Source organism: Kineococcus vitellinus, from assembly GCF_009906315.1.
GTDB classification, from domain to species: domain Bacteria; phylum Actinomycetota; class Actinomycetes; order Actinomycetales; family Kineococcaceae; genus Kineococcus; species Kineococcus vitellinus.
Genome location: NZ_JAAALL010000032.1, coordinates 1 through 23,551, shown reverse-complemented (window position 1 = coordinate 23,551; position 23,551 = coordinate 1). Strand labels below are relative to the sequence as shown.

Here is a 23,551-nt window from a genome sequence, read left to right as displayed (position 1 = left end):
CCCGCCACGCCGTGGCCAGCACGACGCCGACGAGCACGTGCAGCGCCAGCAGCGTCGCCGTGTCGCCCGGGTACAGCGCCAGCGCGAGCACGTGCGCGGTGTAGACGCTCAGCGGCATGCCGCCGAACGCGGTGAGCGGCTGCAGGAACCGGGTCAGCAGCGGCGGCAGCAGGCACAGCAGGCCGACGGCGAGCAGCGCCGTGCCGGCGGTGTGCAGCAGGTCCGGCGGGGTGCCGGAGTGCGGGGCCACCACCGCCAGCCACCACCGCGACGTGGTCGGCACGGTCCCGTAGAAGTCCTGCTGCTGCACGGCGGCCGGCCCGGCCAGCGCCCGCAGCCGGGCGCCGCCGCCCGCCGGCCCCAGCAGCAGCCCGCTGGCCGTCCAGGCCGCACCGGCCAGCACCGCCCCGGCGCCGGCGACCTGCGCCGCCGCGCGCGGCGCCCGCAGGTCCACCCGCGAGACCGCCAGGCCCAGCAGCAGGTAGCCGCTCCAGCCGAGCACGGGGTAGTAGCCCGTCAGCAGCAGCGTCTGCAGCAGCTCCCCGGGCCGCGGCAGGTCCGTCAGCACCGGCTGCTCGGTGCGCGCCGGCAGCGCGTAGGCGGCGCGCACGGCGTAGGAGGCCACGGGGGCCAGCAGCAGCCAGCCCACGGCGAGCACCGCCAGCCGGCGCGCGGGCCACCACAGGAACGGCAGCACGACGACGAAGGCGAGCCCGTAGTACGGGAGGATGACCGCGACCCGGCTGCCGGCGCTCACCAGCGCCAGCCCCAGCACCGCGACGAGCACCCCGCGCACCACGACCTCGACGCGCGCCCCGGCCCGCGAGCGCGCGGAGGCGCCCGAGGAACGGGTCGTCAGCCCCAGCGAGAGCCCGGCCAGGACGGCGAACAACCCCGAGGCGCGCCCGTGCGCGAGCTCGTAGAGGGTGCCCGCGGCGCCGGGCGCCCCCTCGGGGAGCACGTGGACGGCCATCATCCCCGCGATGGCCGCGGCGCGGGCCAGGTCCACGCCGGCGATGCGGGTGCCGGAGCTGCGCCGGCGCGCCGGTGCGTCGAGGGCGCTCACGGCGCCAGTGTGTCCGCTGCGGGCCGCGGCGCCGGCGCCGGGCCCGGCCCCGGCGTGTCCTGCCGGTGCGCGCCGCACCGCCGGGGCACGCTGGTCGACGGCCGGGCGCGCGCCCGGCCGGAGCAGTCGTGTCCGCGCTCGTGTCCGCTCTCGTGCCCGCGCGAGCGCGGTCGGTACGGTGACCGCATGGCCACCCGGACGAACGCACGCACGACCGGCTCCAGGTCGGCAGGCACGTCCAGCAGGGGAGGAACCGCGAAGGTGGCGACGTCCGGGACCCGCAGCGGGTCGAAGGCACCCGCGCGCTCGTCGGGCGCCCGCGGCGGCGGCGCCCGCTCCACCGGCGGCGCCAAGCGCGCACCCGCCAAGCGCCCCGCCCCCAGCGGCCCCTCCTGGCCGGTGCGCGCCGTCTCCGCGGTCTGGATGGGGTGCGCGCACCTCGTCGGCGGCGCCGCCCGCCGCGTCGGCAGCGGGGCCCGCGACCTCGACCCCGAGCTGCGCCGCGACGGCGCCGGGTTCGCCCTGCTCGCCCTGGCCATCGTCGTCGCCGCGCGCGAGTGGTGGGGGCTGCCCGGCCGGGCGGGGGCCGTGGTCCACACCGTGGCCGCCGGCACGTTCGGCGAGGTCGCCCTGGCGCTGCCCCTCGTCCTCCTCGGCCTCGCGGTGCACCTGCTGCGCCACCCCGACCACACCCGGACCACCACCCGGGCGGTCGTCGGCGCGATGGCCCTGACGCTGTCCGCGGCCGGTCTGGTGCACCTGGCCAGCGGGGCGCCCGCGCCCACCGGGCCGGAGGGCGCCGGTGTCGTCACCGACGCCGGCGGCATGGTCGGCTTCCTCGTCGCCGGTCCCCTCACCACCGCGCTCACGTCGTGGGTGATGGTCCCGATCCTCGTGCTGCTGGGCTTCTTCGGCGTCCTGGTGCTCACCGCGACCCCGGTGCACGCCATCCCCGCGCGGCTGCGGGAGGGCTACGAGCGCCTCACCCACCACCCGCACCGCTCCGAGCCGCCGGCGCCCCGCGACCTGCCCGCCAAGGCCCTCGCCCGCCAGCGCCGCGCCGCGCTGGAGGCGGCCCCGGCCGAGGAGGAGCCCGGCGCGGAGGGCGCGGGCAGGTCGGCGCGCCGGCGCCGCAGGGAGCTCGCCGAGGCCGCCGAGGCCGCTGCGCGCGCCGGCGACGAGGCCTTCGAGACGCCCGTGGTCAGCGACGCCGAGGAGCGGGCCGCGCAGGCCGGCGCCACCCGCCGGCCCCGGCCGGGCGAGCGGCGCCCGGTGCCCGCCGAGCAGTCCGCCGAGCGCGGGGAGGCCGAGGACGTGCCCGCGCCCGCGCGTCCGCTCGTCGACGGCTCCCGCGTCCCGGCGAGCACGCCCGAGGACCTGCCCGCCCCGGCGTCCACCCCGGTGCCGCCGCGCATCGAGCAGCTCGCGCTGACCGGCGACGTCACCTACGCGCTGCCCGAGCCGGCGGCGCTGACGCCCGGCACGCCGCCGAAGGAGCGCAGCGCGGCCAACGACCGCGTCGTGGAGGCCCTGTCGGGCGTCCTGGACCAGTTCGACATCGACGCGCGCGTCACCGGCTTCTCCCGCGGCCCGACGGTCACCCGCTACGAGGTGGAGCTCGGCGCCGGCACGAAGGTCGAGCGGGTCACGCAGCTGTCGAAGAACATCGCCTACGCGGTCGCCAGCGCGGACGTGCGGATCCTGTCGCCGATCCCGGGCAAGTCGGCCATCGGCATCGAGATCCCCAACACCGACCGCGAGACCGTCTCGCTGGGCGACGTGCTGCGCAGCGCCGTCGCCACCCGCACCGAGCACCCGATGGTCATGGGCGTCGGCAAGGACGTCGAGGGCGGCTACGTCATCGCCAACCTGGCGAAGATGCCGCACCTGCTCGTCGCGGGCGCCACCGGCGCCGGCAAGTCGAGCTTCGTCAACTCGATGATCACCTCAATCCTCATGCGCGCCACGCCCGACGAGGTCCGCATGGTGCTCGTGGACCCCAAGCGCGTGGAGCTGACGATCTACGAGGGCATCCCGCACCTCATCACGCCGATCATCACCAACCCGAAGAAGGCGGCCGAGGCGCTGGACTGGGTCGTGCGCGAGATGGACGTGCGCTACGACGACCTCGCGGCCTTCGGGTTCAAGCACATCGACGACTTCAACAAGGCCGTCAAGGCCGGCCGGGTCACCCCGCCGGAGGGCTCGCAGCGGGTGCTGCGCCCGTACCCGTACCTGCTGGTCATCGTCGACGAGCTCGCCGACCTCATGATGGTCGCCCCGCGCGACGTGGAGGCCTCCATCCAGCGCATCACGCAGCTGGCGCGCGCGGCCGGCATCCACCTGGTCCTGGCGACCCAGCGCCCGAGCGTGGACGTGGTCACCGGTCTCATCAAGGCCAACGTCCCCAGCCGGCTGGCGTTCGCGACGAGCTCGCTGGCCGACTCGCGCGTCGTGCTGGACCAGCCCGGCGCGGAGAAGCTCGTCGGGCAGGGCGACGCGCTCTTCCTGCCGATGGGCTCCTCGAAGCCGATGCGCGTGCAGGGGGCCTGGGTCACCGAGAGCGAGATCGAGGCCGTCGTCTCGCACGTGAAGTCGCAGCTGCAGCCGACCTACCGCGACGACGTCGTGGCGCCGGCGCAGAAGAAGCAGGTCGACGAGGAGATCGGCGACGACCTCGAGGTGCTGCTGCAGGCCGCCGAGCTGGTGGTGACCACGCAGTTCGGCTCGACGTCGATGCTGCAGCGCAAGCTGCGCGTCGGCTTCGCCAAGGCCGGCCGGCTGATGGACCTGCTGGAGTCGCGCGGGGTCGTCGGCCCCAGCGAGGGCTCCAAGGCCCGCGACGTGCTCGTGCGCCCCGAGGACCTGCCCGGCACGCTGGCGCTCATGCGCGGCGAGGAGCCGCCGCGGGCGCTGGAGCCGGCGGGCGGGGACGACGTCGAGGTGGTGGAGAGCACCGGCGGGGACGAGGACGCCTGGGAGCTCCTCGACCGCCGCTGAACGACACGTCACGCACCGCAAGCGGAGCGTCGCAAAACGGTGACTCTCCGTGTAACTTGAACGCATGGACTCGCCCCGCCCCCACGACCCGGCCCGGCGGGAGCAGCCGGCGCCGGTCACGGAGCGCAAGGACCTCGACCTGCTGGTCTGGGACGCGCCCAACATCGACATGACGCTGTCGTCGATCCTCGGCTCGCGCCCGGCCTCCTCCGACCGGCCGCGCTTCGACGCCATCGCGCGCTGGTTCCTGTCCGAGGCCGCCGACCACGAGGTCGAGGGCTGCGTGTTCACCAACGTGCACCCCACGAGCGCGGTGTCGCTGCGCGGCTGGATCGAGGCCCTGCGCAGCTTCGGCTACGCCGTCTTCGCCCGGCCCAAGGTGCAGCCCGAGGACGACGTCGACGACGCCATGCTGCGCCACATCGCCGCCCGCCGGGCCAGCCACCGGCTGCGCCGCGTCGTCGTCGCCAGCGGGGACGGCCGCAACTTCCTGCAACCGCTGGAGGAGCTGCACCGCGCGGGCGTGCGGGTCGTCGTCCTCTCCTTCGCCGAGGTCGCCGGCTACGCGCAGGAGTCCCCGCTCATCGAGTTCGTCGACCTCGAGGACGTCCCCGGCGCCTTCCAGGTCTCCCTGGGGCGCACCCGGCTCACCGCGCTGCCGCCCGACGGCGGCTGGTTCCGCCCCACCCGCCCCATGCGCGCGCTGCTGGAGGACGCCGGCCCCGGGGAGCACCCGGTGGCCGACGCGCCCGCAGGCGCCGCTCCCGCGCCGGCCCCCCCGGAGGCCCCGCACGCGGTGGCGCCCGAGGTGGGCGAGGTCAGCCGCGTGCCGGTGCCGCACGTGCAGCGCGTGCGCACCGGCTGAGCACCCGGCGCGGGCCGCGGCCCGCACGCCCGCACCCCGCGCGGTGCGTACCCTGAACGACGTGTCCACCACTCCCACCCCGCAGCGGTCCGTCGCGCTCGTGACCCTCGGCTGCGCACGCAACGACGTCGACTCCGAGGAGCTCGCGGGCCGCCTCGCGGACGCCGGGTGGACCCTCGTCGACGACGCCGACGGCGCGGACGTCGCGGTCGTCAACACCTGCGGCTTCGTCGAGCAGGCCAAGAAGGACTCCATCGACACCGTCCTGGCCGCCGCCGACCTCAAGGACGCCGGCCGCACCGGCGCCGTCGTGGCCGTCGGCTGCCTCGCCGAGCGCTACGGCAAGGACCTCGCCGAGTCGCTGCCCGAGGCCGACGCCGTCCTCGGCTTCGACTCCTACGCCGACCTCTCCACCCACCTCGAGGCGATCCTGCACGGCGAGAAGCCGCAGGCCCACGTGCCGCGCGACCGCCGCGCCCTGCTGCCGCTGGCCCCCGCCGAGCGGCAGGCGGCCGCCGCCGCCCGCGCGCCCGTGCAGCTGAGCGACCTGCCCGACGGGCTGGCCCCCGCCAGCGGTCCCCGCGTGGTGCGCCGCCGCCTGGGCTCCGGGCCGTGGGCGCCGGTCAAGATCGCCGCCGGGTGCGACCGCCGCTGCTCCTTCTGCGCCATCCCCGCCTTCCGCGGCTCCTTCGTCTCCCGGCCCGCCGACGAGGTGCTGGCCGAGACCCGCTGGCTGGCCGGGCAGGGCGTCAAGGAGGTCTTCCTCGTCAGCGAGAACACCACCTCCTACGGCAAGGACCTCGGCGACCTGCGCGCCCTGGAGGCCCTCCTGCCGCGGGTGGCCGCCGTGGACGGCATCGAGCGCGTGCGGGTGTCCTACCTGCAGCCCGCCGAGGTCCGCCCCGGCCTGCTGGACGCCCTGACCTCCACCCCCGGCGTCGTGCCCTACTTCGACCTGTCCTTCCAGCACTCCGCGCCGGCCGTGCTGCGCCGCATGCGCCGCTTCGGCGGCAGCGAGCCCTTCCTGGAGCTGCTGGAGCAGGTGCGCCGGCGCGCGCCCCTGGCCGGGATCCGCTCCAACGTCATCGTCGGCTTCCCCGGCGAGACCGAGGACGACGTCGAGGAGCTGTGCTCCTTCCTCGAGCGCGCCCGCCTGGACGTCGTCGGCGTCTTCGGCTACTCCGACGAGGACGGCACCAAGGCCGCCGGCCTCGACGGGCAGCTGCCCGCCGACGTCGTGGCCGCCCGCGCCGACCGCGTCAGCCGCCTCGTGGAGGAGCTCGTGGCGCAGCGCGCCGAGGAGCGCCTCGGGGAGGTCGTCGAGGTCCTCGTGGAGTCCGTGCTCGACGAGGACGGCGACCGCCACGTCGTGGGCCGCGCCGCCCACCAGGGGCCCGACGTCGACGGCGAGACCGAGCTGGACCTGCCGCCGGGCGCGGCCGTGGCCGTCGGCGACCTCGTCACCGCCCGGGTGAGCGGGGTGTCGGGCGCCGACCTGCTCGCGCAGCCGCTGGAGCACCCGTGAGCACCCGCGCCGGGTTCGAGTGGCGGACCGCGCACCGGCTGCACCTGCCGAACGCGCTGACCGTCCTGCGCCTGCTCTTCGTCCCCGTCTTCGTCTGGTTCCTGGCCGAGGACGGCGGCACGGACTGGCGCTGGCGCACCGCCGCCACCGCGGTCTTCGCGGCCGCCAGCATCACCGACCGCTACGACGGGCACCTGGCCCGCCGCTGGGAGGTCGTCAGCGACTTCGGCAAGATCGCCGACCCCATCGCCGACAAGGCCCTCATCGGGGCCGGTCTCGTCGTGCTCTCGCTGCAGGGGCGGCTGTGGTGGTGGATGACGGTGGTGATCCTGGCCCGGGAACTGGCCGTCACGCTGCTGCGCTTCGTCGTCATCCGGCGCGGCGTCATCCCCGCCGCCCGGGGCGGCAAGGTCAAGACCGTCGTGCAGACCGTCGCGGTCGGCCTGTTCGTGCTGCCGCTGCCGGCGGCCCTGGACCCGCTGTGCCTGGCCGTCATGGGCGTCGCCGTCGTGCTGACGCTGTGGAGCGCCTGGGCCTACGTCGTCGCCGGCTACCGGCTGCTGCGGCCGGCCGCGTGAGCCCCGTCGGCGCTCCCGAGCTCGTCGCGGCGCTGCGGGCCGCCGGCCTCACGGTGGCCACCGCGGAGTCGCTGACCGGCGGTCTGGTGTGCGCGCGGCTGGTCGACGTGCCGGGCGCCTCGGCCGTCGTGCGCGGCGGCGTCGTCGCCTACGCCACCGAGCTGAAGGCGTCGGTGCTCGGCGTGGACCCCGGCCGGCTGGCGCGCACCGGTCCGGTCGACGGGCTCGTCGCCGAGCAGATGGCCCGCGGCGCGCGCGAGCGCCTCGGCGCCGACGTCGCGGTGGCCACGACCGGGGTCGCCGGACCCGGTCCCGCCGACGGCTCCCCGCCCGGCACGGTCTTCGTCGGGGTGGCGGCCGACGGGCTGCACGGGGGTGCCCGCCACGTGCGGCTGGCGCTGGCGGGGGAGCGGGCGCAGGTGCGCTCCGCGGCCGTCGACGCGGCGATCACCGAGCTCGCCGCCCTCGTCGCCGAGCTGGCCCCCGAGCACGTCCCCGAGCACACCGCCGAGCACGCCGCGGAACACGGGAGCCGTCCCGGGAGTTGAGCCTGACGTGCGCAACCCTGCTCCCACCACGCCCCCGATGCCCCGGCCGGGGTACGGTGGTGGTTCCACTACTGGCAGCCACGGCGCAGCGCCGAACGCCCGTCCGACGTTGCGTGGGCTGCCGCCTCGACTCCCCGAGGGAGGCCGTCGCATGGTCGTGCTCCGCCGGACCATCGGTGACGTGCTGCGCGACGAACGCCGTGGCCAGCACCGGACCCTCCGCGAGGTGTCGTCGACGGCCCGCGTCTCGCTGGGGTACCTCAGCGAGGTCGAACGCGGCCAGAAGGAAGCCTCCAGCGAACTGCTGGCCTCGATCTGCACCGCCCTCGACGTCCCCCTGTCCCAGGTCCTGGGCGAGGTGACCCGCCGCATCGCCGACGAGGAGGGCGTGCGCGACCTCGCCCGCCGCCCCTACGCGGCCGAGGGCATCGTCCCGGCTCCGGCCGCCCCGGCGCGGGCCGCAGAGCCCACCCCGCTCGTGACGGTCACCGACGAGACCCCCGCGGTCGTCCCCGTCGGCGCCGGCGACGACGAGCTCGACCGCAGCATCGAGTCGGCCGTCGACCAGGCCGTGGACTCCATCGTCGACTCGGCCCTGGCGGACCTGTCCGCCGAGACCAGCCAGGAGTTCGCCGTCCAGCTCGACGGCCTGCCCGACGAGCTCGAGCTCGTCCTGCGCCGCCGCCTCGTCTCGGCCGCCTGAGGCCGGGAACCCCCGCTCAGCTCACCTCCGGGTCCGGTACGACGTGCGCGTCGTCCGGGCCCGGTCCACGTGCCCCAGGGGGCGTTGCGGCCGGCCGTCGTCGGTGGGGGCCGGCCCCCGCTGGCAGCCCGGGCAGTAGAAGGCCGTCCGCTCCTGCGGCGCCTCGCCGATCATTGCCACCCGCACGGTGCTCCCGCAGCGCAGGCACGCCAGCCCCGAGCGGCCGTGCGCGTAGTTGTGCCGGCCGTGGCGCAGGTCCCCGGTGGTCACCTGCTCGACGCGGTCCTTGTTGACCTCCAGCAGCCGGTGCAGCAGCTCGACGAAGGCGGGCAGGTCCTGCACGTCCCGCACCGGCGACCACGGCGTCAGGCGCGCGAGGAAGCACGCCTCCGCCATGTAGAACGTGCCCACCCCGGCCAGCACCCGCTGGTCCAGCAGGGCCGCCCCGAGCTCGCGGTCCGGCCGGAGCAGCAACCGCCGCCGGGCCTCCTGCGCGTCCCAGCCCGGCCCCAGCAGGTCCGGGCCCAGGTGCCCGACGAGACCGTCCTCGCCCGTCGTGGGGACCAGGTCGAGCATCCCCAGCTTGTGCCCGACGGCGGTCCACTCCCGCGTCGTCAGCACCGCGCGGGTGCCGGAGGCCGAGCGCCGCCCGCGCGGGTCGCCGGTGCGCTCCACGTACCACGAGCCCTCCATCCGCAGGTGGCTGTGCAGCGTCAGCGCGGGCTCGCCGCCGCTCGCGGCCAGGCGCGTGAGCAGGTGCTTGCCGGCGCTGACGACCTCCAGCACCCGCCGGCCCGCCAGGTCCGCGGTCGCCAGGCTGGGCCAGCGCAGGTCGGCGGCCAGCAGCTCGCGCCCGGCGAGCGCCCGGTGCAGCCGGTGCGCGGTGCGCCAGACGACGTCACCCTCGGGCACGCGCGCCCCCCGCCGACCGCTGGGCGAGCACCCGCGCCGGCGCCCCCGCGAGCCCGGCGAGCCCGCCCGTGGCCGCTCCCGCCGGGGGCGTCACGAGCGGATGCGCAGACCGCGCGGGGTCGCGTGGAAGCCCGCGGCCTCCAGCGCCGCGGCCAGCGGCGAGTCCACCGCCAGCACCTCGCTGCCGTCGGCCTTCTCCACCGTCAGCTTGCCCAGGACCCCCTCGCGCACCGCCAGCGCCAGCGCGTCGGCGGCGGGTTGCAGGGCGTCGGCCTCCGCGGTCCACGACAGCACCGAGCGCCCGCCGCGCTCGACGTAGAGCACCAGCTCGCCGTCGACGACGACGACCAGCGCGCCCGCCTTGCGCCCCGGGCGGTGCCCGGTGGCCCCGGCGGTGCTCTCCGGGCGCTCGGGCCACCCCAGCGCCGCCCCGTACGGGTTGGCCGGGTCGGTGGCCGCGAGCACCACCGCCCCCGGTCCGGTGTCGCCACGGCCCTGCCGCTCCTGGCGGGCCTGCGAGGGGCTGGCCCCGCCGAGCGGGCGGGCGCTGTCGCGCAGCCGGTCCACGGCGCCCGTCGTCGCGAACTGGGAGGCCCCCAGCCCCTCGACGAAGTAGCCGCGCCGCGCCCGGCCCGCCTCCTCGAAGGCGGCCAGCACCCGGTAGACCGCCGCGAAGCCGCCGGGCACCCGCTCGCTGCCGACCGCGCCCCGGGTGAGCACGCCGTGCCGGTCCAGCAGCACCTCCGCGGTGGCGTGCGCGCGCACGGTGGCGTCGGCCTCCACCTGCGGCAGCAGCGACCAGCGACCGGCCGCCGAGGGGGGACCGCTGCGCGAGGGCAGCTCCACGCGGGTGCCGCGCAGGCCCCGGCCCGGCCGCCCGGGGCGGGCGTAGCGCGAGCGCGGTGCGCCGGCGCGCGCCTTGTGCGCCCCGCGGCCGCCGAGGCGGTTGCGCAGCGGGGCGAGCGTGTCGTTGGTGAGCCGACCGGCCCACACCAGGTCCCACAGCGCGCTCGCCAGCCCCACGTCGTCGGTGGAGCCGACGGCGTCGGAGAGCGCGCGGAAGAAGTACGCGCCGCCGCCGCCGAGCGCCTCCAGCACCGCGCGGTGCAGGTCGGTGTCGACCGAGACCTCCGACTCGCCCGGGTCGGGCAGCGTCAGCGGTGCGAGGTCCGCCGGGTGCAGCGAGACCCAGCCGTCGTCGCCGGGCAGGCTGCCGTGACCTGACCAGACGACCTCCCCGGCCGCCGTGAGCTCGTCGAGCATCGCCGGGGAGTACCCCTCGACCCGCGCGGCGAGCACGAGCGGCTCCAGCGCGCTGGCGGGCACGACCGCCCCGGCCAGCTGCTCCACGGCCCGCAGCACCCCGTCCACCCCGCGCAGGCGCGAGCGGATGCCCGTGCCCACGCCCTGCCAGGCGGGCAGGAACCGCGCCAGGTCGCGCGGGGCGACGGGTTCCACGTCGGCGCGCAGCGCCGCCAGCGAGCGCCGGCGCAGGGCGCGCAGGACGTAGGCGTCGCAGAACTCCGTGCCCGTGCCGCCGGGGCGCAGCTCGCCCTCCACCAGCCGGCCGGCGGACTGCAGGCGCCGCAGCGCGTCGTGCGCCACGGCGCGGCCCACGCCGAAGCGGGCGGCGGCCTCGGCGACGGTGAAGGGGCCGCGGGTGCGGGCGTAGCGGCCGAACAGCTCGCCCAGCGGGTCCGCGACGGGTTCGGTGAACGCCTCGGGGATGCCCACGGGCAGCGCGGTGCCCAGCCCGTCGCGCAGCCGGCCGGCGTCCTCGATCGCCGCCCAGTGCTCGGCGCCGGCCACGCGCACCCGGATCACCCGGCGCGCCCCCTCCAGCGAGACCAGCCAGCGGACGACGTCGTCCTCGCCGAGCACGACGGGCACCTCGTCGAGGCTGCGGCCGCTGCGGGCCACCACCTCCGCGGTGGTCAGCGGGCCCAGCACCCGCAGCAGGTCGGCGACGTCCTCGGCGTCGGCGCAGCGGCGCTCGGGCACCAGGCGCTGCAGCTCGGCCTCGGTGCGGGTCACCGCCTCCGGGTCGAGCAGGTCGCGCAGCGCAGCGCCCTCCCCGCGCCCCAGCAGCTCGGCGAGCAGGCTGGGGTCCAGGGCCAGCGCCGCCGCGCGGCGCTCGGCCAGCGGGGAGTCGCCCTCGTAGAGGAACTGCGCGACGTAGCCGAACATCAGCCCCCGCGCGAACGGCGACGGCTGCTGGGACTCCACCTCCACCACGCGCACCGTGCGCGCCGCGAGGTCGCCCATGAGGCGCTCCAGCCCCGTGACGTCGAAGACGTCGGAGAGGCACTCGCGCACCGTCTCCAGCACGATGGGGAAGCTCGCGAACCGGCTGGCCACCTGCAGCAGCGAGGCCGCCCGCTGCCGCTGCTGCCACAGCGGCTGGCGCCGCCCCGGCTGCCGGCGCGGCAGCAGCAGCGCCCGCGCGGCGCACTCGCGGAAGCGGGAGGCGAACAGCGCCGACCCGCCCAGCTCCGCGGTCACCAGCTCCGCGACCTCGGCGGCCTCCAGGACGACGAGGTCGGCCACGTCGGGGGCCTGCCCCTCGGGCAGGTCCAGGTCGGGCAGGCGCAGCACGATGCCGTCGTCGGCGGGCATGGCCTGCACGTCCACGCCGAAGCGCTCGCGCATGCGCGCACCCAGGGCCAGCGCCCACGGGGAGTGCACCTGCCCGCCGAAGGGGGAGTGCACGCACACGCGCCAGTCGCCGAGCTCGTCGCGGAAGCGCTCCACGACGATCGTGCGGTCGTCGGGCACGTGGCGGGTGGCCTCCTGCTGCTCGCCGAGGTAGGCGAGGAGGTTGCCCGCGGCCCAGTCGTCCAGGCCGGCGGCGCGCACCCGCTCGCCGGCGGCCTGCCCGGCGAAGCCGCCCGGCAGGCCGCCGAGCTCGCGGACGAACTCCCCGAGGGCGCGGCCGAGCTCGGCCGGGCGGCCCAGCGCCTCCCCGTGCCAGAACGGCAGCCGGCCGGGCTGCCCCGGCGCCGGGGTCACCAGGACGCGGTCGTGGGTGATGTCCTCCACGCGCCAGGCCGAGGAGCCGAGCGTGATGACGTCGCCGACCCGCGACTCGTAGACCATCTCCTCGTCCAGCTCGCCCACCCGCCGGCCAGGCCCCTCGCCGGAGGCCAGGAACACCCCGAACAGGCCGCGGTCGGGGATGGTGCCGCCGCTGGTGACGGCGAGGCGCTGCGCACCCGGGCGCCCGGTGAGGGTGTCGGTGACGCGGTCCCAGACCAGGCGCGGGCGCAGCTCGGCGAACTCGTCGCTGGGGTAGCGCCCGGAGAGCATGTCCAGGACGGCGTCGAGCACGGCGCGCGAGAGGGTCGCGAACGGCGCCGCGCGCCGGGCGAGGGCGTGCAGGTCGGGCACGCTCCACTCGTCCATGGCGACCATCGCCACGACCTGCTGGGCCAGCACGTCGAGGGGGTTGGCGGGCACGTGCAGCTCCTCGATGCGCCCCTCGCGCATGCGCTCGACGACGACGGCCGTCTGCAGCAGGTCGCCGCGGAACTTCGGGAACAGCACGCCGCGCGAGACGGCGCCGACCTGGTGCCCGGCGCGCCCGACGCGCTGCAGGCCGCTGGCCACGCTCGGCGGGGACTCCACCTGCACGACGAGGTCGACCGCGCCCATGTCGATGCCCAGCTCCAGGCTGGAGGTCGCCACGACGGCGGGCAGCCGGCCGGCCTTGAGGTCCTCCTCGATGAGGGAGCGCTGCTCCTTGGACACCGAGCCGTGGTGCGCGCGGGCCAGGACCGGCGGCTTGCCCCCCGAGAGCCCGGAGGCGCCGGGGGCCTCGGCGGGGGGCGCGGGGACCGGGCGCCCGGTGTCCCACGGGTCGGGGACCGCGTCCTCCTCCCGCGGGTGCAGCCGCTCGTCCCAGACCTCGTTGAGGCGGGCGGTCAGCCGCTCGGACAGCCGCCGCGAGTTGGCGAAGACGAGCGTGGAGCGGTGCTCGGCGACGAGGTCGACGATGCGCTCCTCCACGTGCGGCCAGATGCTGGCCCGCCGCGGGTCGCCCGCCGCCTGGCCGGTGAGGTCGTCGGGGTCCTCGGCGCCGCGACCGGAGGCGTCGAGGTCGCTCATGTCCTCCACGGGGACGACGACGCGCAGGTCGAACTCCTTGGTGGACGGCGGCTGCACGACCGTCACGGGCCGCCCGCCGGAGACCCACTCGGCCACGGTCCGCACCGGGCGCACGGTGGCCGACAGCCCGACCCGCTGGGTGGGCTCGCCGCCCGCCGCCGCCACGAGCGCGTCGAGGCGCTCCAGGGACAGCGCCAGGTGGGCGCCCCGCTTGGAGCCCGCCATCGCGTGCACCTCGTCGAGGACCACGGTGCGCACGCCGCGCAGCTGCTCGCGCGCCTTGGAGGTCAGCAGCAGGAACAGCGACTCGGGGGTGGTGATGAGCACGTCCGGCGGGGTGCGGGTGAAGCCGCGCCGCTCCTCGGCGGGGGTGTCGCCGGAGCGGACGCCGACGCGCACGTCGGGCACCGGCAGCCCGAGCCGCTGCGCCTCCTGGCGGATGCCGGTCAGCGGGGAGCGCAGGTTGCGCTCGACGTCGACGGCCAGGGCCTTCAGCGGGGAGACGTACAGCACCCGGCAGCGGTGGTCCTTGTCCTCGGGCACGGGCTGGGCGGCCAGGCCGTCCAGGGCCCACAGGAACGCCGACAGCGTCTTGCCGGAGCCGGTGGGGGCGACGACGAGCGCGTGGTCGCCGCGGCTGACGGCGTCCCAGGCGCCCAGCTGCGCCGGGGTGGGGGCCTCGAAGGCGCGGGTGAACCACGCCCGCGTGGCGGCCGAGAACCGCCCGAGGACGTCCTCGGCGGCGGGGGCCCCGGTGCTGGCGGTGCTCATGGACGCCATTCGACCACCGGCCTCCGACACCCGCCCCCCGCGGCCGCTCCCGCACCCGCGTGGCAGGCTTGCGCCATGCGCGTCAGCGAGTTCTGGACCCTGGTGGAGGACGAGTTCGGCACCGCCTACGGCCGCTCGCTGGCCGCCGACCAGGTCCTGCTCGCCCTGGACGACCGCACCGCGCAGCAGGCCCTGGACGCCGGCGTCGAGCCCAAGGAGATCTGGCTGGCGCTGTGCGAGGCGATGGACGTCCCGCAGGCGCGGCGGCTGGGCAGGGACCGCGCGCCCAAGCGCTGAGGGCGGGCGCGGGCGCTACTCGCCGACCTCGCCGTCGACGCGCTCGCGCAGCAGGTCGGCGTGGCCGTTGTGGCGGGCGTACTCCTCGACGAGGTGGACGAGGACCCAGCGCACCGACAGCGTGCCCTGGCCCGCGTGCTCGAAGACGTCGTCGAGGGAGTGGCGGGCGAGCACCTCGCGCGCGAGGTGCTGCTCCTGCGCCAGCCAGGCCAGGTCCGCCGCGGCGTCGGCGCTCCCCACGTCGTCGAAGTCGCCGTCGGGGTTGCCCTCGTCGTACGTCAGCGGCGCCACGTCCTGGCCGTCCACGCGCCGGCGCCACCAGGAGCGCTCCACCTCGGCGAGGTGGCGGGCCAGGCCCAGCAGGCTCAGCGACGACGGCTCCACGGCGCGCCGGCGCAGCTGCTCGGCGCTCAGGCCGGCGACCTTCCGGGCGAAGGTGGCGCGGTGGTGGTCGAGGTAGGCGGCGAGCAGCGCGCGCTCGTCGGCCGTGCCCGCCGGCTCCACGCGCTCCGGCGCCGGGGGAGCGGTCCAGCCGGGCCGGTCCGCGGGCCCGCTCACAGCCACCACAGCCCGGCGCCGACGGCGCGGGTGCGCAGCCGGTACACGCTCGTGGAGGCGGCCACGTAGACGTCGCGGCCCTCGGGACCGCCGAAGCAGAGGTTGGCCACGACCTCCCCGACCACGACCTGCAGCAGCCGCGTGCCGTCCGGGGCGAAGACGGTGACCGCGTCGCCGTCGGAGGTCCACACGTTGCCCCCGCGGTCCACGCGGAAGCCGTCGGCCAGGCCGCGCTCCACCGTCGCGAACACCCGGCCGTTCTTGGCGACGGGGCCGCCGGGGCGCGCCTGCGGGCCGCGGCCGCCGCGCACGCCGGTGAGGACGTCGTAGACGCGGATGAGCCGGTGGTCGCCGTTGCCCGGCGTGGGCGCCGCCGAGGTGTCGGCCACGTAGAGCAGCGACTCGTCGGGGGAGAAGGCGAGCCCGTTGGGCTCCTCGACGTCGGTGACGACGACGCGCAGCTCGCCGGTGGCCTCCTCGAAGCGGAAGACGAAGTTGTCGCCGTACTCGCGGTGGCCCTCGTGCCCCTCCACCTCCACGGAGATGCCGTACGGGGGGTCGGTGAACCAGATCGCGCCGTCGGAGGCGACGACGACGTCGTTGGGGGAGTTCAGCCGGGCGCCGGCGTAGGAGTCGACGAGGACCTCCGTGGTCCCGTCCGCCGCGGTGCGCTCCACGGCGCGCCGGCCGTGCGAGCAGGTGACGACGCGGCCCTGGTGGTCCAGGGTGCGGCCGTTGGTGAACTCCACGCCCTCGCGGTGCACGACGAGGCCCTCGGCCTCGCTCCAGCGCAGGACGCGGTCGCCGGGGATGTCGCTGACGAGCAGCGCCTGCTCGGCGGGCAGCCACAGCGGGCCCTCGGCCCACGTGCTGGCGGTGCCCAGGTGCTCCAGGCGCGCGCCGGGCTCGAGCAGCGCCGTGCCGCGCGGGTCGAGGACGCTGGGGGCGGAGTGCGGCACGGGGGCCGGGGACGTCGACGTCACGCGCGGCACTGTAGGGGGCGCGCGGGCCGCGCGGGAGGCGGCGACACGCCGGTCGGGGTGCGCGGGTCGAACACCTGTACGGATAGGATCGGGGTGTCCACAGGGGCCGCGCAGCGCCCCCGCCGCCCACAGCCCCGGCTCGTGCCGGGGTCGTGTCGGAGGCGGGTCGTAGCGTGACCCGCGTCAGCTCGACCGAAGGCCCGCGCTCTGACGAGGAGCCGGCCGACCCGACCCAAAGGTGAGGACATGCCCGCTCCTGCGGACCGCGAGAAGGCCCTCGACGCCGCGCTCGCAGCCATCGACAAGAACTTCGGCAAGGGCTCGGTGATGCGCCTCGGCGACGAGGTCCGCCCGCCCATCGAGGTCATCCCGACCGGATCCATCGCCCTCGACGTCGCGCTCGGCATCGGCGGGCTGCCCCGCGGTCGCGTCATCGAGATCTACGGCCCGGAGTCCTCCGGCAAGACGACCGTCGCCCTGCACGCCGTCGCCAGCGCGCAGCGCGCCGGCGGGATCGCCGCCTTCATCGACGCCGAGCACGCCCTCGACCCGGACTACGCCGCCAAGCTCGGCGTGGACACCGACGCCCTGCTGGTCTCCCAGCCGGACACGGGGGAGCAGGCGCTCGAGATCGCCGACATGCTCATCCGCTCCGGCGCCCTCGACATCATCGTCATCGACTCGGTCGCGGCCCTGGTGCCCAAGGCCGAGATCGAGGGCGAGATGGGCGACAGCCACGTCGGCCTGCAGGCCCGCCTCATGTCGCAGGCGCTGCGCAAGATCACCGGTGCCCTCAACCACTCCGGCACCACCGCGATCTTCATCAACCAGCTCCGCGAGAAGATCGGCGTCATGTTCGGCTCGCCCGAGACGACCACGGGCGGCAAGGCGCTGAAGTTCTACGCCTCCGTGCGCCTGGACGTCCGGCGCATCGAGACCCTCAAGGACGGCACCAACCCGGTCGGCAACCGCACCCGGGTCAAGGTCGTCAAGAACAAGGTCAGCCCGCCGTTCAAGCAGGCCGAGTTCGACATCATCTACGGCCAGGGCATCTCCCGCGAGGGCGGTCTCATCGACCTCGGTGTCGAGCAGGGCTTCGTGCGCAAGTCCGGTGCCTGGTACACCTACGAGGGCGACCAGCTCGGGCAGGGCAAGGAGAACGCCCGTGCCTTCCTGCGCGACAACCCCGACCTCGGCGACGAGATCGAGAAGCGCATCAAGGAGAAGCTCGGCATCGGTGCCCGCATCGACGCACCGGCCGAGGTCGAGGACAAGGTCGAGTTCTGACCCGTCCCGACCGCCCGCGGCGGCGCCGTGACGTCCCTCCCGGTCCGGACCAGAACCCGGACCGGGAGGCGGACCCGCACGAGGTCGCTCGCACCATCGCCCTGCGCCAGCTGACGATGGCTCCCCGCAGCCGCGCGCAGCTGGCGCAGAAGATGGCGGCCAAGGACGTGCCCGAGCAGGTCGCCCAGGACGTCCTCGACCGCTTCGAGGAGGTCGGGCTCGTCGACGACCGCTCCTTCGCGCAGAGCTGGGTGCACTCGCGGCAGGGGCACCGCGGTCGCCGTGCCCTCGCGCTGGAGCTGCGCCGCAAGGGCATCGCCGACGAGACCGCCCAGGACGCCCTCGAGGAGGTCGACGACTCCATCGAGGAGCAGGCAGCGCGCACGCTGCTGCGCAGACCGCTCGCGGCCACGCGGGGCATGGACGCGGTCAAGCGGCAGCGCCGGCTGGCGGGGGTGCTCGCCCGGCGCGGTTTCCCGCCCGGCCTGGTCATGCGCCTGGTCCGCGAGGAGCTGGCGGCCGACACCCCGGACGACACCGCGGACGACACCGCGGACGGGGCCGAACCCCAGGGGTGAGCCGGTCGTCGGCGGCGTGATCGGCACGGCGTAACCTCCTGGCACCACCGTCGGCAGTCGAGGAGCACCCGTGAGCATCACCTCCGTCCTGGAACTCACCCTCAAGCCCGAGGCCGTCGCCGACGCGCCCGCGGTCATCACGAGGACGCTGGAGGCCACCCGCGCCTTCGCAGGCTGCCTCGGCGTCGAGGTCCTCGTCGACACCCAGGACGAGACCCGCGTCGCCCTGCTGGAGCGCTGGGAGTCGATCGAGCACGACGACGCCTACCGCGCCTGGCGCGCCACCCCGGAGGGCGCCTCGCAGCTCGGCACGATCGTCGCCGCCCCGCCGAAGCTCACCCGCTACGCGCCCCGCGCCGACGTCTGACGCACCGGCGCCCCGCGCGGCACGACGGGCGTCCGGGACGCCGAGGGCCGGTCACCGCTGCGGTGACCGGCCCTCGGCGTCGGTGCCCCCGCTCCTCAGGCGGCGGCGCCGGCCTGGGCCGTCGCGGCCTGCGGGGTGACGCGCGCCGCGGTGTGCGTGCTCATCCTGCGCTCCAGGACCTTGGCCAGCGCGGAGATCACCATGTTGGTCCCCACGTAGACGACCGCGATGACGATGAACGCCGGGATGAGGTTGAAGTAGAAGGACCCCGCCTGCTGGCCCCAGCGCAGCAGTTCGCTGTAGCCGATGATGTACGCCAGCGCGGTGTCCTTGAGGATGACGACGATCTGGGACACCAGCGAGGGCAGCATGGAGCGGACCGCCTGCGGCAGCTGCACCGTCCACAGCACCTGGCCGGGGGTGAGCCCGATCGCCAGACCTGCCTCCGCCTGCCCCTTCGGCAGCGCCTGCACGCCGGCGCGCAGGATCTCCGCGAGGAAGGCGCCGTTGTAGATGGTCAGGCCCAGGACGGCGCACCAGAACAGCGGGATCTGCCCCCTGGCGCCGTAGAAGAACCAGAACATCAGCAGCAGCACCGGCGGCGTGCGGAACAGCGTCACCAGGGTCGCGGCCACGCGGCGCAGCGCCGCCGAGGTCGACAGCCGCCCGGCCGCCAGGACCGCGCCGAGGACGATCGAGAGGGCGATCGCCGTCAGCGCCACCTTCATGGTCTCCCACCAGGCCGCCGCCAGCTGGGTCTGGATGTCGGAGTAGGTGAACGGGCTCCACAGCGAGGCGCTGAACTGCCCGGCGGCCTCCAGCTTCCAGACCACCCAGCCGACGACCGCGGCGATGACGAGCACGCCGACGACGGTGAGGACGGCGTTGAGCCGACGGGCGCGCGGCCCGGGGGCGTCGTAGAGGACGGAGTCGATGCGGGAGCTCACGCCCGTGCCCCCTTGCGGTCGCGGTCGAGCGCCCGCTCCAGCACCTCGACGCCGGCGAAGAGCAGCAGCGCCAGGACCACGTAGGTGACCGTCGTGCCGATGAGGACGGCGATGACCGCGTTGCCGTTCTGCTCCACCAGGCCGCGCATCGCGGAGATCAGCTCGAAGTTGTTGGCCGCCGAGGCGACCGAGGTGTTCTTCAGCAGCGCGTTGAGGATGCTGCCCAGCGGGGGCACCACGGCCCGGAACGCCTGCGGCAGCACGACCAGGCTCAGCACCTTGGTGAACGGCAGGCCGATGGCGCGCGCGGCCTCGGCCTGCCCGACCGGCACGGTGTTGATGCCGGAGCGGATCGCCTCGCACACGAAGGAGGAGGTGTAGGCCACCAGCGCGAGGACCGCGTAGGCGCGGTACTGCCGCCCGGAGTCCTCGGTGAAGGTGATCTGCAGGATCGGCAGGCACAGCACGCAGAACACCATGATCAACGTCAGCGGCGTGTTGCGGAACAGGTTGACGTAGATCGTCCCGACGGCCCGCAGCGCCGGGCTGGGGGAGACGCGGAACACGGCCAGGAGCGTGCCGAGGACCAGGGAGCCGAGCGTCGACCAGAAGAACAGGACGATCGTGCCCCAGGCACCGCGCCCGAAGGCGTCGAGGTTGTCGACGATGACCTGCACGTCGCCTCCTAGGGGGTCGTGGAACGGGGGTGGACGTGCGAGCGCCCGGGCACCACGTCGTCGGGGTGCCCGGGCGCGGCTCTCAGTAGCGGTCGACCGCCGGGGGCTCGGGGTCGGTGCCGCTGCCGCCGAGGGTGAAGTCGTACGCCTTCTTCCAGTCGCCGTCGCTCACCGCGGCCTCGATGGCGTCGTTGAGGGTGTTGCGCAGCACCGTGTCGCCCTTGGGCAGGCCGATGCCGTACGGCTCCTCGCTGAAGGGCTCGCCGACGACCTTGAGGGCGTCCGGCTGCTGGGCGGCGTAGCCGCGCAGGATGGCGTCGTCGGTGGTGACGGCGTCCACGGCGTTGCTCGTCAGCTGCTGCACGCACTTGGAGTAGGCGTCGAAGGTCACCAGCGTCGCGTCCGGGTGCTCGTCGCGGATGCGGGTCGCCGGCGTGGAGCCCTCCACCGAGCAGACCTTCTTGCCGGCCAGGGCGTCCGGCCCGGTGATCGAGTCGTCGTCGGCGCGCACGAGCAGGTCCTGGCCCGCCACGTAGTACGGGCCGGCGAAGTCGACGACCTCCTTGCGCTTGTCGTTGATCGTGTAGGAGGCGATCACCATGTCGACGGTGCCCTGCTGCAGGAAGGGCTCGCGGTTGGCCGAGACGGTCTCCACGAACTCGATCTGGTCCGGGGTGAGCCCCAGCTTCGCGGCCATGAGCTTGGCCATCTCGATGTCGAAGCCGGCGTACTCGCCGCTGCCGGGGTCCTTCTGCCCGATGCCCGGCTGGTCGGCCTTGACGCCGATGACGACCTTGCCGGCCGACGTGATCTTGTCGTACGTCGGGCTGCCGGTGATGGCCACGTCGGAGGCCACGGCGTAGGTGGGTGCCGCCGAGCTGCCGCCCGAGCTCTCGGTGCCGCCGCCGGCGGTCTCCGGGGAGCCCTCCTGGCCGCAGGCGCTCAGGGCGAGCAGGGCGGTCGCCACGCCGGCCAGCGCGCTGACGCGGTGCCTGCTGCGGATGGTCCTCATGGGGTCGTGCCTCCTGGGGTGGTCCCCGCGGTCCGCGACGGGCCCACGGGTGTCGGGTGGGTCAGTGGGTGAGGATCTTGGACAGGAAGTCCTTGGCGCGGGGGTGCTCGGGGTCGGTGAAGAACTTCTCCGGCACGGCGTCCTCGAGGACCTCGCCCTCCGCCATGAAGACGACGCGGTCGGCGGCGCGGCGGGCGAAGCCCATCTCGTGGGTGACGACGACCATCGTCATGCCGCTGCGGGCCAGGCCCGTCATGACGTCGAGGACCTCGTTGATCATCTCCGGGTCCAGCGCGGACGTCGGCTCGTCGAAGAGCATGACCCTGGGGTCCATCGCCAGCGCGCGCGCGATCGCCACCCGCTGCTGCTGGCCGCCGGACAGCTGCGCGGGGTACTTCGAGGCCTGCGAGGCCACCCCGACCCGCTGCAGCAGCTCGTCGGCGCGGCGGCCGGCCTCGGCGGCGGAGGTGCCGCGGACCTTGACGGGACCCAGGGTGACGTTCTGCCGCACCGTCTTGTGGGCGAAGAGGTTGAAGCTCTGGAAGACCATCCCGACGTCGGCGCGCAGCCGCGCGAGGTCCTTGCCCTCGGCCGGCAGCTCCTCGCCGTCGATGGTGATGCGCCCGCCGTCGATGGTCTCCAGGCGGTTGATCGCCCGGCACAGCGTCGACTTGCCCGACCCGGACGGGCCGATGACCACGACGACCTCGCCCTCGGCGATCGTCAGGTCGATCGACTTCAGCACGTGCAGCGCTCCGAAGTGCTTCTGCACGCCCTCCAGCACCACGAGCGGGCGGCGGGTCGCGGTCCGCCCGGGGTGGGGGGCCTGCACGGGGTCGCTCATGGCCCGGACCGTACAGGGTCTGCGCACGTTGCCCACAGGACCTCCGGAGAGGTGTGCAGATCGTGACCCAAGAGTGACCACGGTCGCCCTCTCCCGCGGTGACCTACCCTTGGGGGCGATGAGCACGCCGACCGCCACCGGGCCGACCAGCGCCACCACCGCGCCGCCGGCCGAGCAGCCGCGCACCTACCAGGTGCGCACCTTCGGCTGCCAGATGAACGTCCACGACTCCGAGCGGCTGTCCGGGCTGCTGGAGGACGCCGGCTACGTCCGCTTCGACGAGGCGGGCGCCCCGGGCGCCGCCGTCGAACCCGACGTGGTGGTCTTCAACACCTGCGCCGTGCGCGAGAACGCCGACAACAAGCTGTACGGCAACCTCGGCCACCTGGCGCCCGTCAAGGAGCGCCGGCCCGGCATGCAGATCGCCGTCGGCGGCTGCCTGGCGCAGAAGGACCGCGGCGAGATCGTCCGCAAGGCCCCCTGGGTCGACGTCGTCTTCGGCACCCACAACGTCGGCTCGCTGCCGGTGCTGCTCGAGCGCGCCCGCCACAACGCCCAGGCGCAGGTGGAGATCCTGGAGTCGCTGGAGACGTTCCCCTCCACGCTGCCCACCCGCCGGGAGTCGCCCTACGCGGCGTGGGTGAGCATCTCCGTCGGCTGCAACAACACCTGCACCTTCTGCATCGTGCCGAGCCTGCGGGGCAAGGAGAAGGACCGCCGCCCCGGCGACGTGCTGGCCGAGGTGGAGGCGCTCGTCGGCGAGGGCGTCCTCGAGGTCACCCTGCTGGGGCAGAACGTCAACACCTACGGCGTCGAGTTCGGCGACAAGCTCGCCTTCGGCAAGCTGCTGCGCGCCACCGGCGGCGTCGCGGGGCTGGAGCGCGTGCGCTTCACCAGCCCGCACCCCTCCAGCTTCACCGACGACGTCGTGGACGCCATGGCCGAGACGCCGAACGTCATGCCCAGCCTGCACATGCCGCTGCAGTCCGGCTCGGACCGGGTGCTGAAGGCGATGCGCCGCTCCTACCGCAGCACGCGCTTCCTGGGGATCATCGACCGGGTCCGCGCGAGCATCCCGGACGCCGCGATCACCACCGACATCATCGTCGGCTTCCCCGGGGAGACCGAGGAGGACTTCCAGCAGACCCTCGACGTCGTCGAGCGGGCCCGCTTCGCCTCCGCATTCACCTTCCAGTACTCCCCGCGCCCCGGCACCCCGGCCGCCACCATGGGCGAGCAGGTGCCCAAGGCCGTCGTGCAGGAGCGCTACGAGCGGCTGACCGCGCTGCAGGACCGCATCACCCTGGAGGAGAACGCGGCGCAGGCCGGGCGCACCCTGGAGGTGCTCGTGGCCGAGGGCGAGGGGCGCAAGGACGCCAGCACGCAGCGGCTCTCCGGCCGGGCCCCCGACAACCGCCTCGTGCACTTCGCGGTGCCGCAGGGCGCGCAGGTGCCCCGGCCGGGCGACGTGGCGACCGTGACGATCACCCGCGGGGCGCCGCACTACCTCGAGGCCGACGACACCAGCGCCTTCGCGGTGCGCCGCACCCGCGCCGGCGACGCCTGGCAGGCGCGCCAGGCCCGGCCCGAGCCCGCCGCCGAGGCGGGTCCGCGGCCGGTCAGCCTGGGGCTGCCCGCCGTCCGGGTGCGCTGAGCCGCCCGCGCCCTCGCAGGCGCCGCCCGGGCGGTGGGGGCTACTTGGCCGGCGGCGTCGCCGGCTGCGGCACCGGCTCCGGGCCGGGCAGCGGCCCCGGGTCGGGCAGCGGCTCGCCCGGCGTGCCCGGCCGGGGCACCGGGCTCGGCGGGAGCGGTGTGGGCGGTGGGGTCGGGATGGTCATGCCATCACCTCCGGATCGGTGCTGCGCCGGGTGCGGACGGGTGCGGCGGGCGGGGGCGCCTCAGCGGCGCGGGCCGCTCATCGGGGTGCCG

The 23,551-nt window shown here is 75.5% G+C and carries 19 protein-coding genes and 1 pseudogene; 11 read left to right on the top strand and 9 right to left on the bottom strand.

Translation table 11 applies throughout. The features are described 5' to 3' along the window. The coding region (locus GTQ99_RS04965; protein ID WP_166614633.1) for a heparan-alpha-glucosaminide N-acetyltransferase domain-containing protein at positions 1-1,066 on the bottom strand (1,066 nt) is incomplete at its 3' end. 186 nt (positions 1,067-1,252) lie between these two features. Between GTQ99_RS04965 and GTQ99_RS04960 the strand changes: the two genes are divergently transcribed. From GTQ99_RS04960 to GTQ99_RS27460, 6 genes and pseudogenes are all read left to right on the top strand, one after another. Continuing rightward, positions 1,253-4,066, top strand: coding sequence for a DNA translocase FtsK (locus GTQ99_RS04960; RefSeq protein WP_420814509.1), 2,814 nt, complete (start codon positions 1,253-1,255; stop codon positions 4,064-4,066). Positions 4,067-4,130: 64 nt separating this feature from the next. Continuing rightward, the gene (locus GTQ99_RS04955) at positions 4,131-4,931 is read left to right on the top strand and encodes an NYN domain-containing protein (protein ID WP_166614632.1); all 801 of its coding nucleotides are present in this window, start codon (positions 4,131-4,133) and stop codon (positions 4,929-4,931) included. Between the two features lie 61 nt (positions 4,932-4,992). After that, entirely contained in the window at positions 4,993-6,456 is a 1,464-nt protein-coding gene (gene rimO / locus GTQ99_RS04950) for a 30S ribosomal protein S12 methylthiotransferase RimO (protein WP_166614631.1), read from the top strand. Further along, positions 6,453-7,034, top strand: coding sequence for a CDP-diacylglycerol--glycerol-3-phosphate 3-phosphatidyltransferase (gene pgsA / locus GTQ99_RS04945; protein WP_166614630.1), 582 nt, complete (start codon positions 6,453-6,455; stop codon positions 7,032-7,034). Before rimO ends, pgsA begins: the two co-directional genes overlap by 4 nt. Then, positions 7,031-7,582: a nicotinamide-nucleotide amidohydrolase family protein gene (locus GTQ99_RS04940; protein ID WP_166614629.1), complete on the top strand. Its 552-nt coding sequence runs from the start codon at positions 7,031-7,033 to the stop codon at positions 7,580-7,582. Before pgsA ends, GTQ99_RS04940 begins: the two co-directional genes overlap by 4 nt. A 151-nt stretch (positions 7,583-7,733) precedes the next feature. Further along, positions 7,734-8,105: pseudogene (locus GTQ99_RS27460) on the top strand (helix-turn-helix domain-containing protein); the annotation flags it as partial. Between the two features lie 201 nt (positions 8,106-8,306). Here the strand turns inward: GTQ99_RS27460 and GTQ99_RS04930 are convergent. Next, positions 8,307-9,197, bottom strand: coding sequence for a DNA-formamidopyrimidine glycosylase family protein (locus GTQ99_RS04930; RefSeq protein WP_166614628.1), 891 nt, complete (start codon positions 9,195-9,197; stop codon positions 8,307-8,309). A gap of 90 nt (positions 9,198-9,287) precedes the next feature. Next, on the bottom strand, positions 9,288-14,072 hold the full coding sequence (locus GTQ99_RS04925; RefSeq protein ID WP_166614627.1) for an ATP-dependent helicase: 4,785 nt from the start codon (positions 14,070-14,072) through the stop codon (positions 9,288-9,290). Positions 14,073-14,147: 75 nt separating this feature from the next. On the opposite strand from GTQ99_RS04925, the gene GTQ99_RS04920 reads away from it, so the two are divergent. Then, on the top strand, positions 14,148-14,369 hold the full coding sequence (locus GTQ99_RS04920; RefSeq protein WP_166614626.1) for a DUF3046 domain-containing protein: 222 nt from the start codon (positions 14,148-14,150) through the stop codon (positions 14,367-14,369). A 15-nt stretch (positions 14,370-14,384) separates the two neighbouring features. On the opposite strand, the gene GTQ99_RS24780 is transcribed toward GTQ99_RS04920, so the two are convergent. Both GTQ99_RS24780 and GTQ99_RS04910 read right to left on the bottom strand, forming a co-directional pair. Further along, positions 14,385-14,927: a DinB family protein gene (locus GTQ99_RS24780; RefSeq protein WP_166614625.1), complete on the bottom strand. Its 543-nt coding sequence runs from the start codon at positions 14,925-14,927 to the stop codon at positions 14,385-14,387. Further along, entirely contained in the window at positions 14,924-15,910 is a 987-nt protein-coding gene (locus tag GTQ99_RS04910; protein ID WP_338074731.1) for an SMP-30/gluconolactonase/LRE family protein, read from the bottom strand. The genes GTQ99_RS24780 and GTQ99_RS04910 overlap by 4 nt, the downstream gene beginning before the upstream one ends. Positions 15,911-16,156: 246 nt before the next feature. Between GTQ99_RS04910 and recA the strand changes: the two genes are divergently transcribed. The 3 genes from recA to GTQ99_RS04895 all read left to right on the top strand — a co-directional run bounded on the left by recA (position 16,157) and on the right by GTQ99_RS04895 (position 18,142). Next, entirely contained in the window at positions 16,157-17,197 is a 1,041-nt protein-coding gene (gene recA / locus GTQ99_RS04905; RefSeq protein ID WP_166614624.1) for a recombinase RecA, read from the top strand. Beyond that, a complete protein-coding gene (locus GTQ99_RS04900; protein WP_420814510.1) occupies positions 17,194-17,775 on the top strand; it encodes a regulatory protein RecX in 582 nt (193 codons plus the stop codon). Before recA ends, GTQ99_RS04900 begins: the two co-directional genes overlap by 4 nt. A gap of 70 nt (positions 17,776-17,845) precedes the next feature. Further along, positions 17,846-18,142: an antibiotic biosynthesis monooxygenase gene (locus GTQ99_RS04895; protein ID WP_166614622.1), complete on the top strand. Its 297-nt coding sequence runs from the start codon at positions 17,846-17,848 to the stop codon at positions 18,140-18,142. A 95-nt stretch (positions 18,143-18,237) separates the two neighbouring features. Here GTQ99_RS04895 and GTQ99_RS04890 read toward each other — a convergent pair whose 3' ends face one another. From GTQ99_RS04890 to GTQ99_RS04875, 4 genes are all read right to left on the bottom strand, one after another. Then, positions 18,238-19,089, bottom strand: a complete 852-nt coding sequence (locus GTQ99_RS04890; RefSeq protein ID WP_166614621.1) for an ABC transporter permease subunit — start codon at positions 19,087-19,089, stop codon at positions 18,238-18,240. Then, complete coding sequence (locus tag GTQ99_RS04885) at positions 19,086-19,766, bottom strand: ABC transporter permease subunit (RefSeq protein ID WP_166614620.1); 681 nt, start codon at positions 19,764-19,766, stop codon at positions 19,086-19,088. Before GTQ99_RS04885 ends, GTQ99_RS04890 begins: the two co-directional genes overlap by 4 nt. A gap of 82 nt (positions 19,767-19,848) precedes the next feature. Further along, positions 19,849-20,778, bottom strand: a complete 930-nt coding sequence (locus GTQ99_RS04880; protein ID WP_166614619.1) for a glutamate ABC transporter substrate-binding protein — start codon at positions 20,776-20,778, stop codon at positions 19,849-19,851. A 61-nt stretch (positions 20,779-20,839) separates the two neighbouring features. Then, positions 20,840-21,622, bottom strand: coding sequence for an amino acid ABC transporter ATP-binding protein (locus GTQ99_RS04875; protein WP_166614618.1), 783 nt, complete (start codon positions 21,620-21,622; stop codon positions 20,840-20,842). Between the two features lie 118 nt (positions 21,623-21,740). On the opposite strand from GTQ99_RS04875, the gene miaB reads away from it, so the two are divergent. Further along, a complete protein-coding gene (gene miaB, locus GTQ99_RS04870) occupies positions 21,741-23,276 on the top strand; it encodes a tRNA (N6-isopentenyl adenosine(37)-C2)-methylthiotransferase MiaB (RefSeq protein ID WP_166614617.1) in 1,536 nt (511 codons plus the stop codon). Positions 23,277-23,551 lie beyond the last annotated feature (275 nt).

Excerpts from the sequence above, each read along its gene's own strand:
- GTQ99_RS04960 (WP_420814509.1), top strand. The coding sequence starts at position 1,253 with ATGGCCACCCGGACGAACGCACGCACGACCGGCTCCAGGTCGGCAGGC.
- GTQ99_RS04955 (WP_166614632.1), top strand. The coding sequence starts at position 4,131 with ATGGACTCGCCCCGCCCCCACGACCCGGCCCGGCGGGAGCAGCCGGCG.
- GTQ99_RS04925 (WP_166614627.1), bottom strand. The coding sequence starts at position 14,072 with ATGAGCACCGCCAGCACCGGGGCCCCCGCCGCCGAGGACGTCCTCGGG.
- GTQ99_RS04920 (WP_166614626.1), top strand. The coding sequence starts at position 14,148 with ATGCGCGTCAGCGAGTTCTGGACCCTGGTGGAGGACGAGTTCGGCACC.
- recA (WP_166614624.1), top strand. The coding sequence starts at position 16,157 with ATGCCCGCTCCTGCGGACCGCGAGAAGGCCCTCGACGCCGCGCTCGCA.
- GTQ99_RS04880 (WP_166614619.1), bottom strand. The coding sequence starts at position 20,778 with ATGAGGACCATCCGCAGCAGGCACCGCGTCAGCGCGCTGGCCGGCGTG.
- GTQ99_RS04875 (WP_166614618.1), bottom strand. The coding sequence starts at position 21,622 with ATGAGCGACCCCGTGCAGGCCCCCCACCCCGGGCGGACCGCGACCCGC.
- miaB (WP_166614617.1), top strand. The coding sequence starts at position 21,741 with ATGAGCACGCCGACCGCCACCGGGCCGACCAGCGCCACCACCGCGCCG.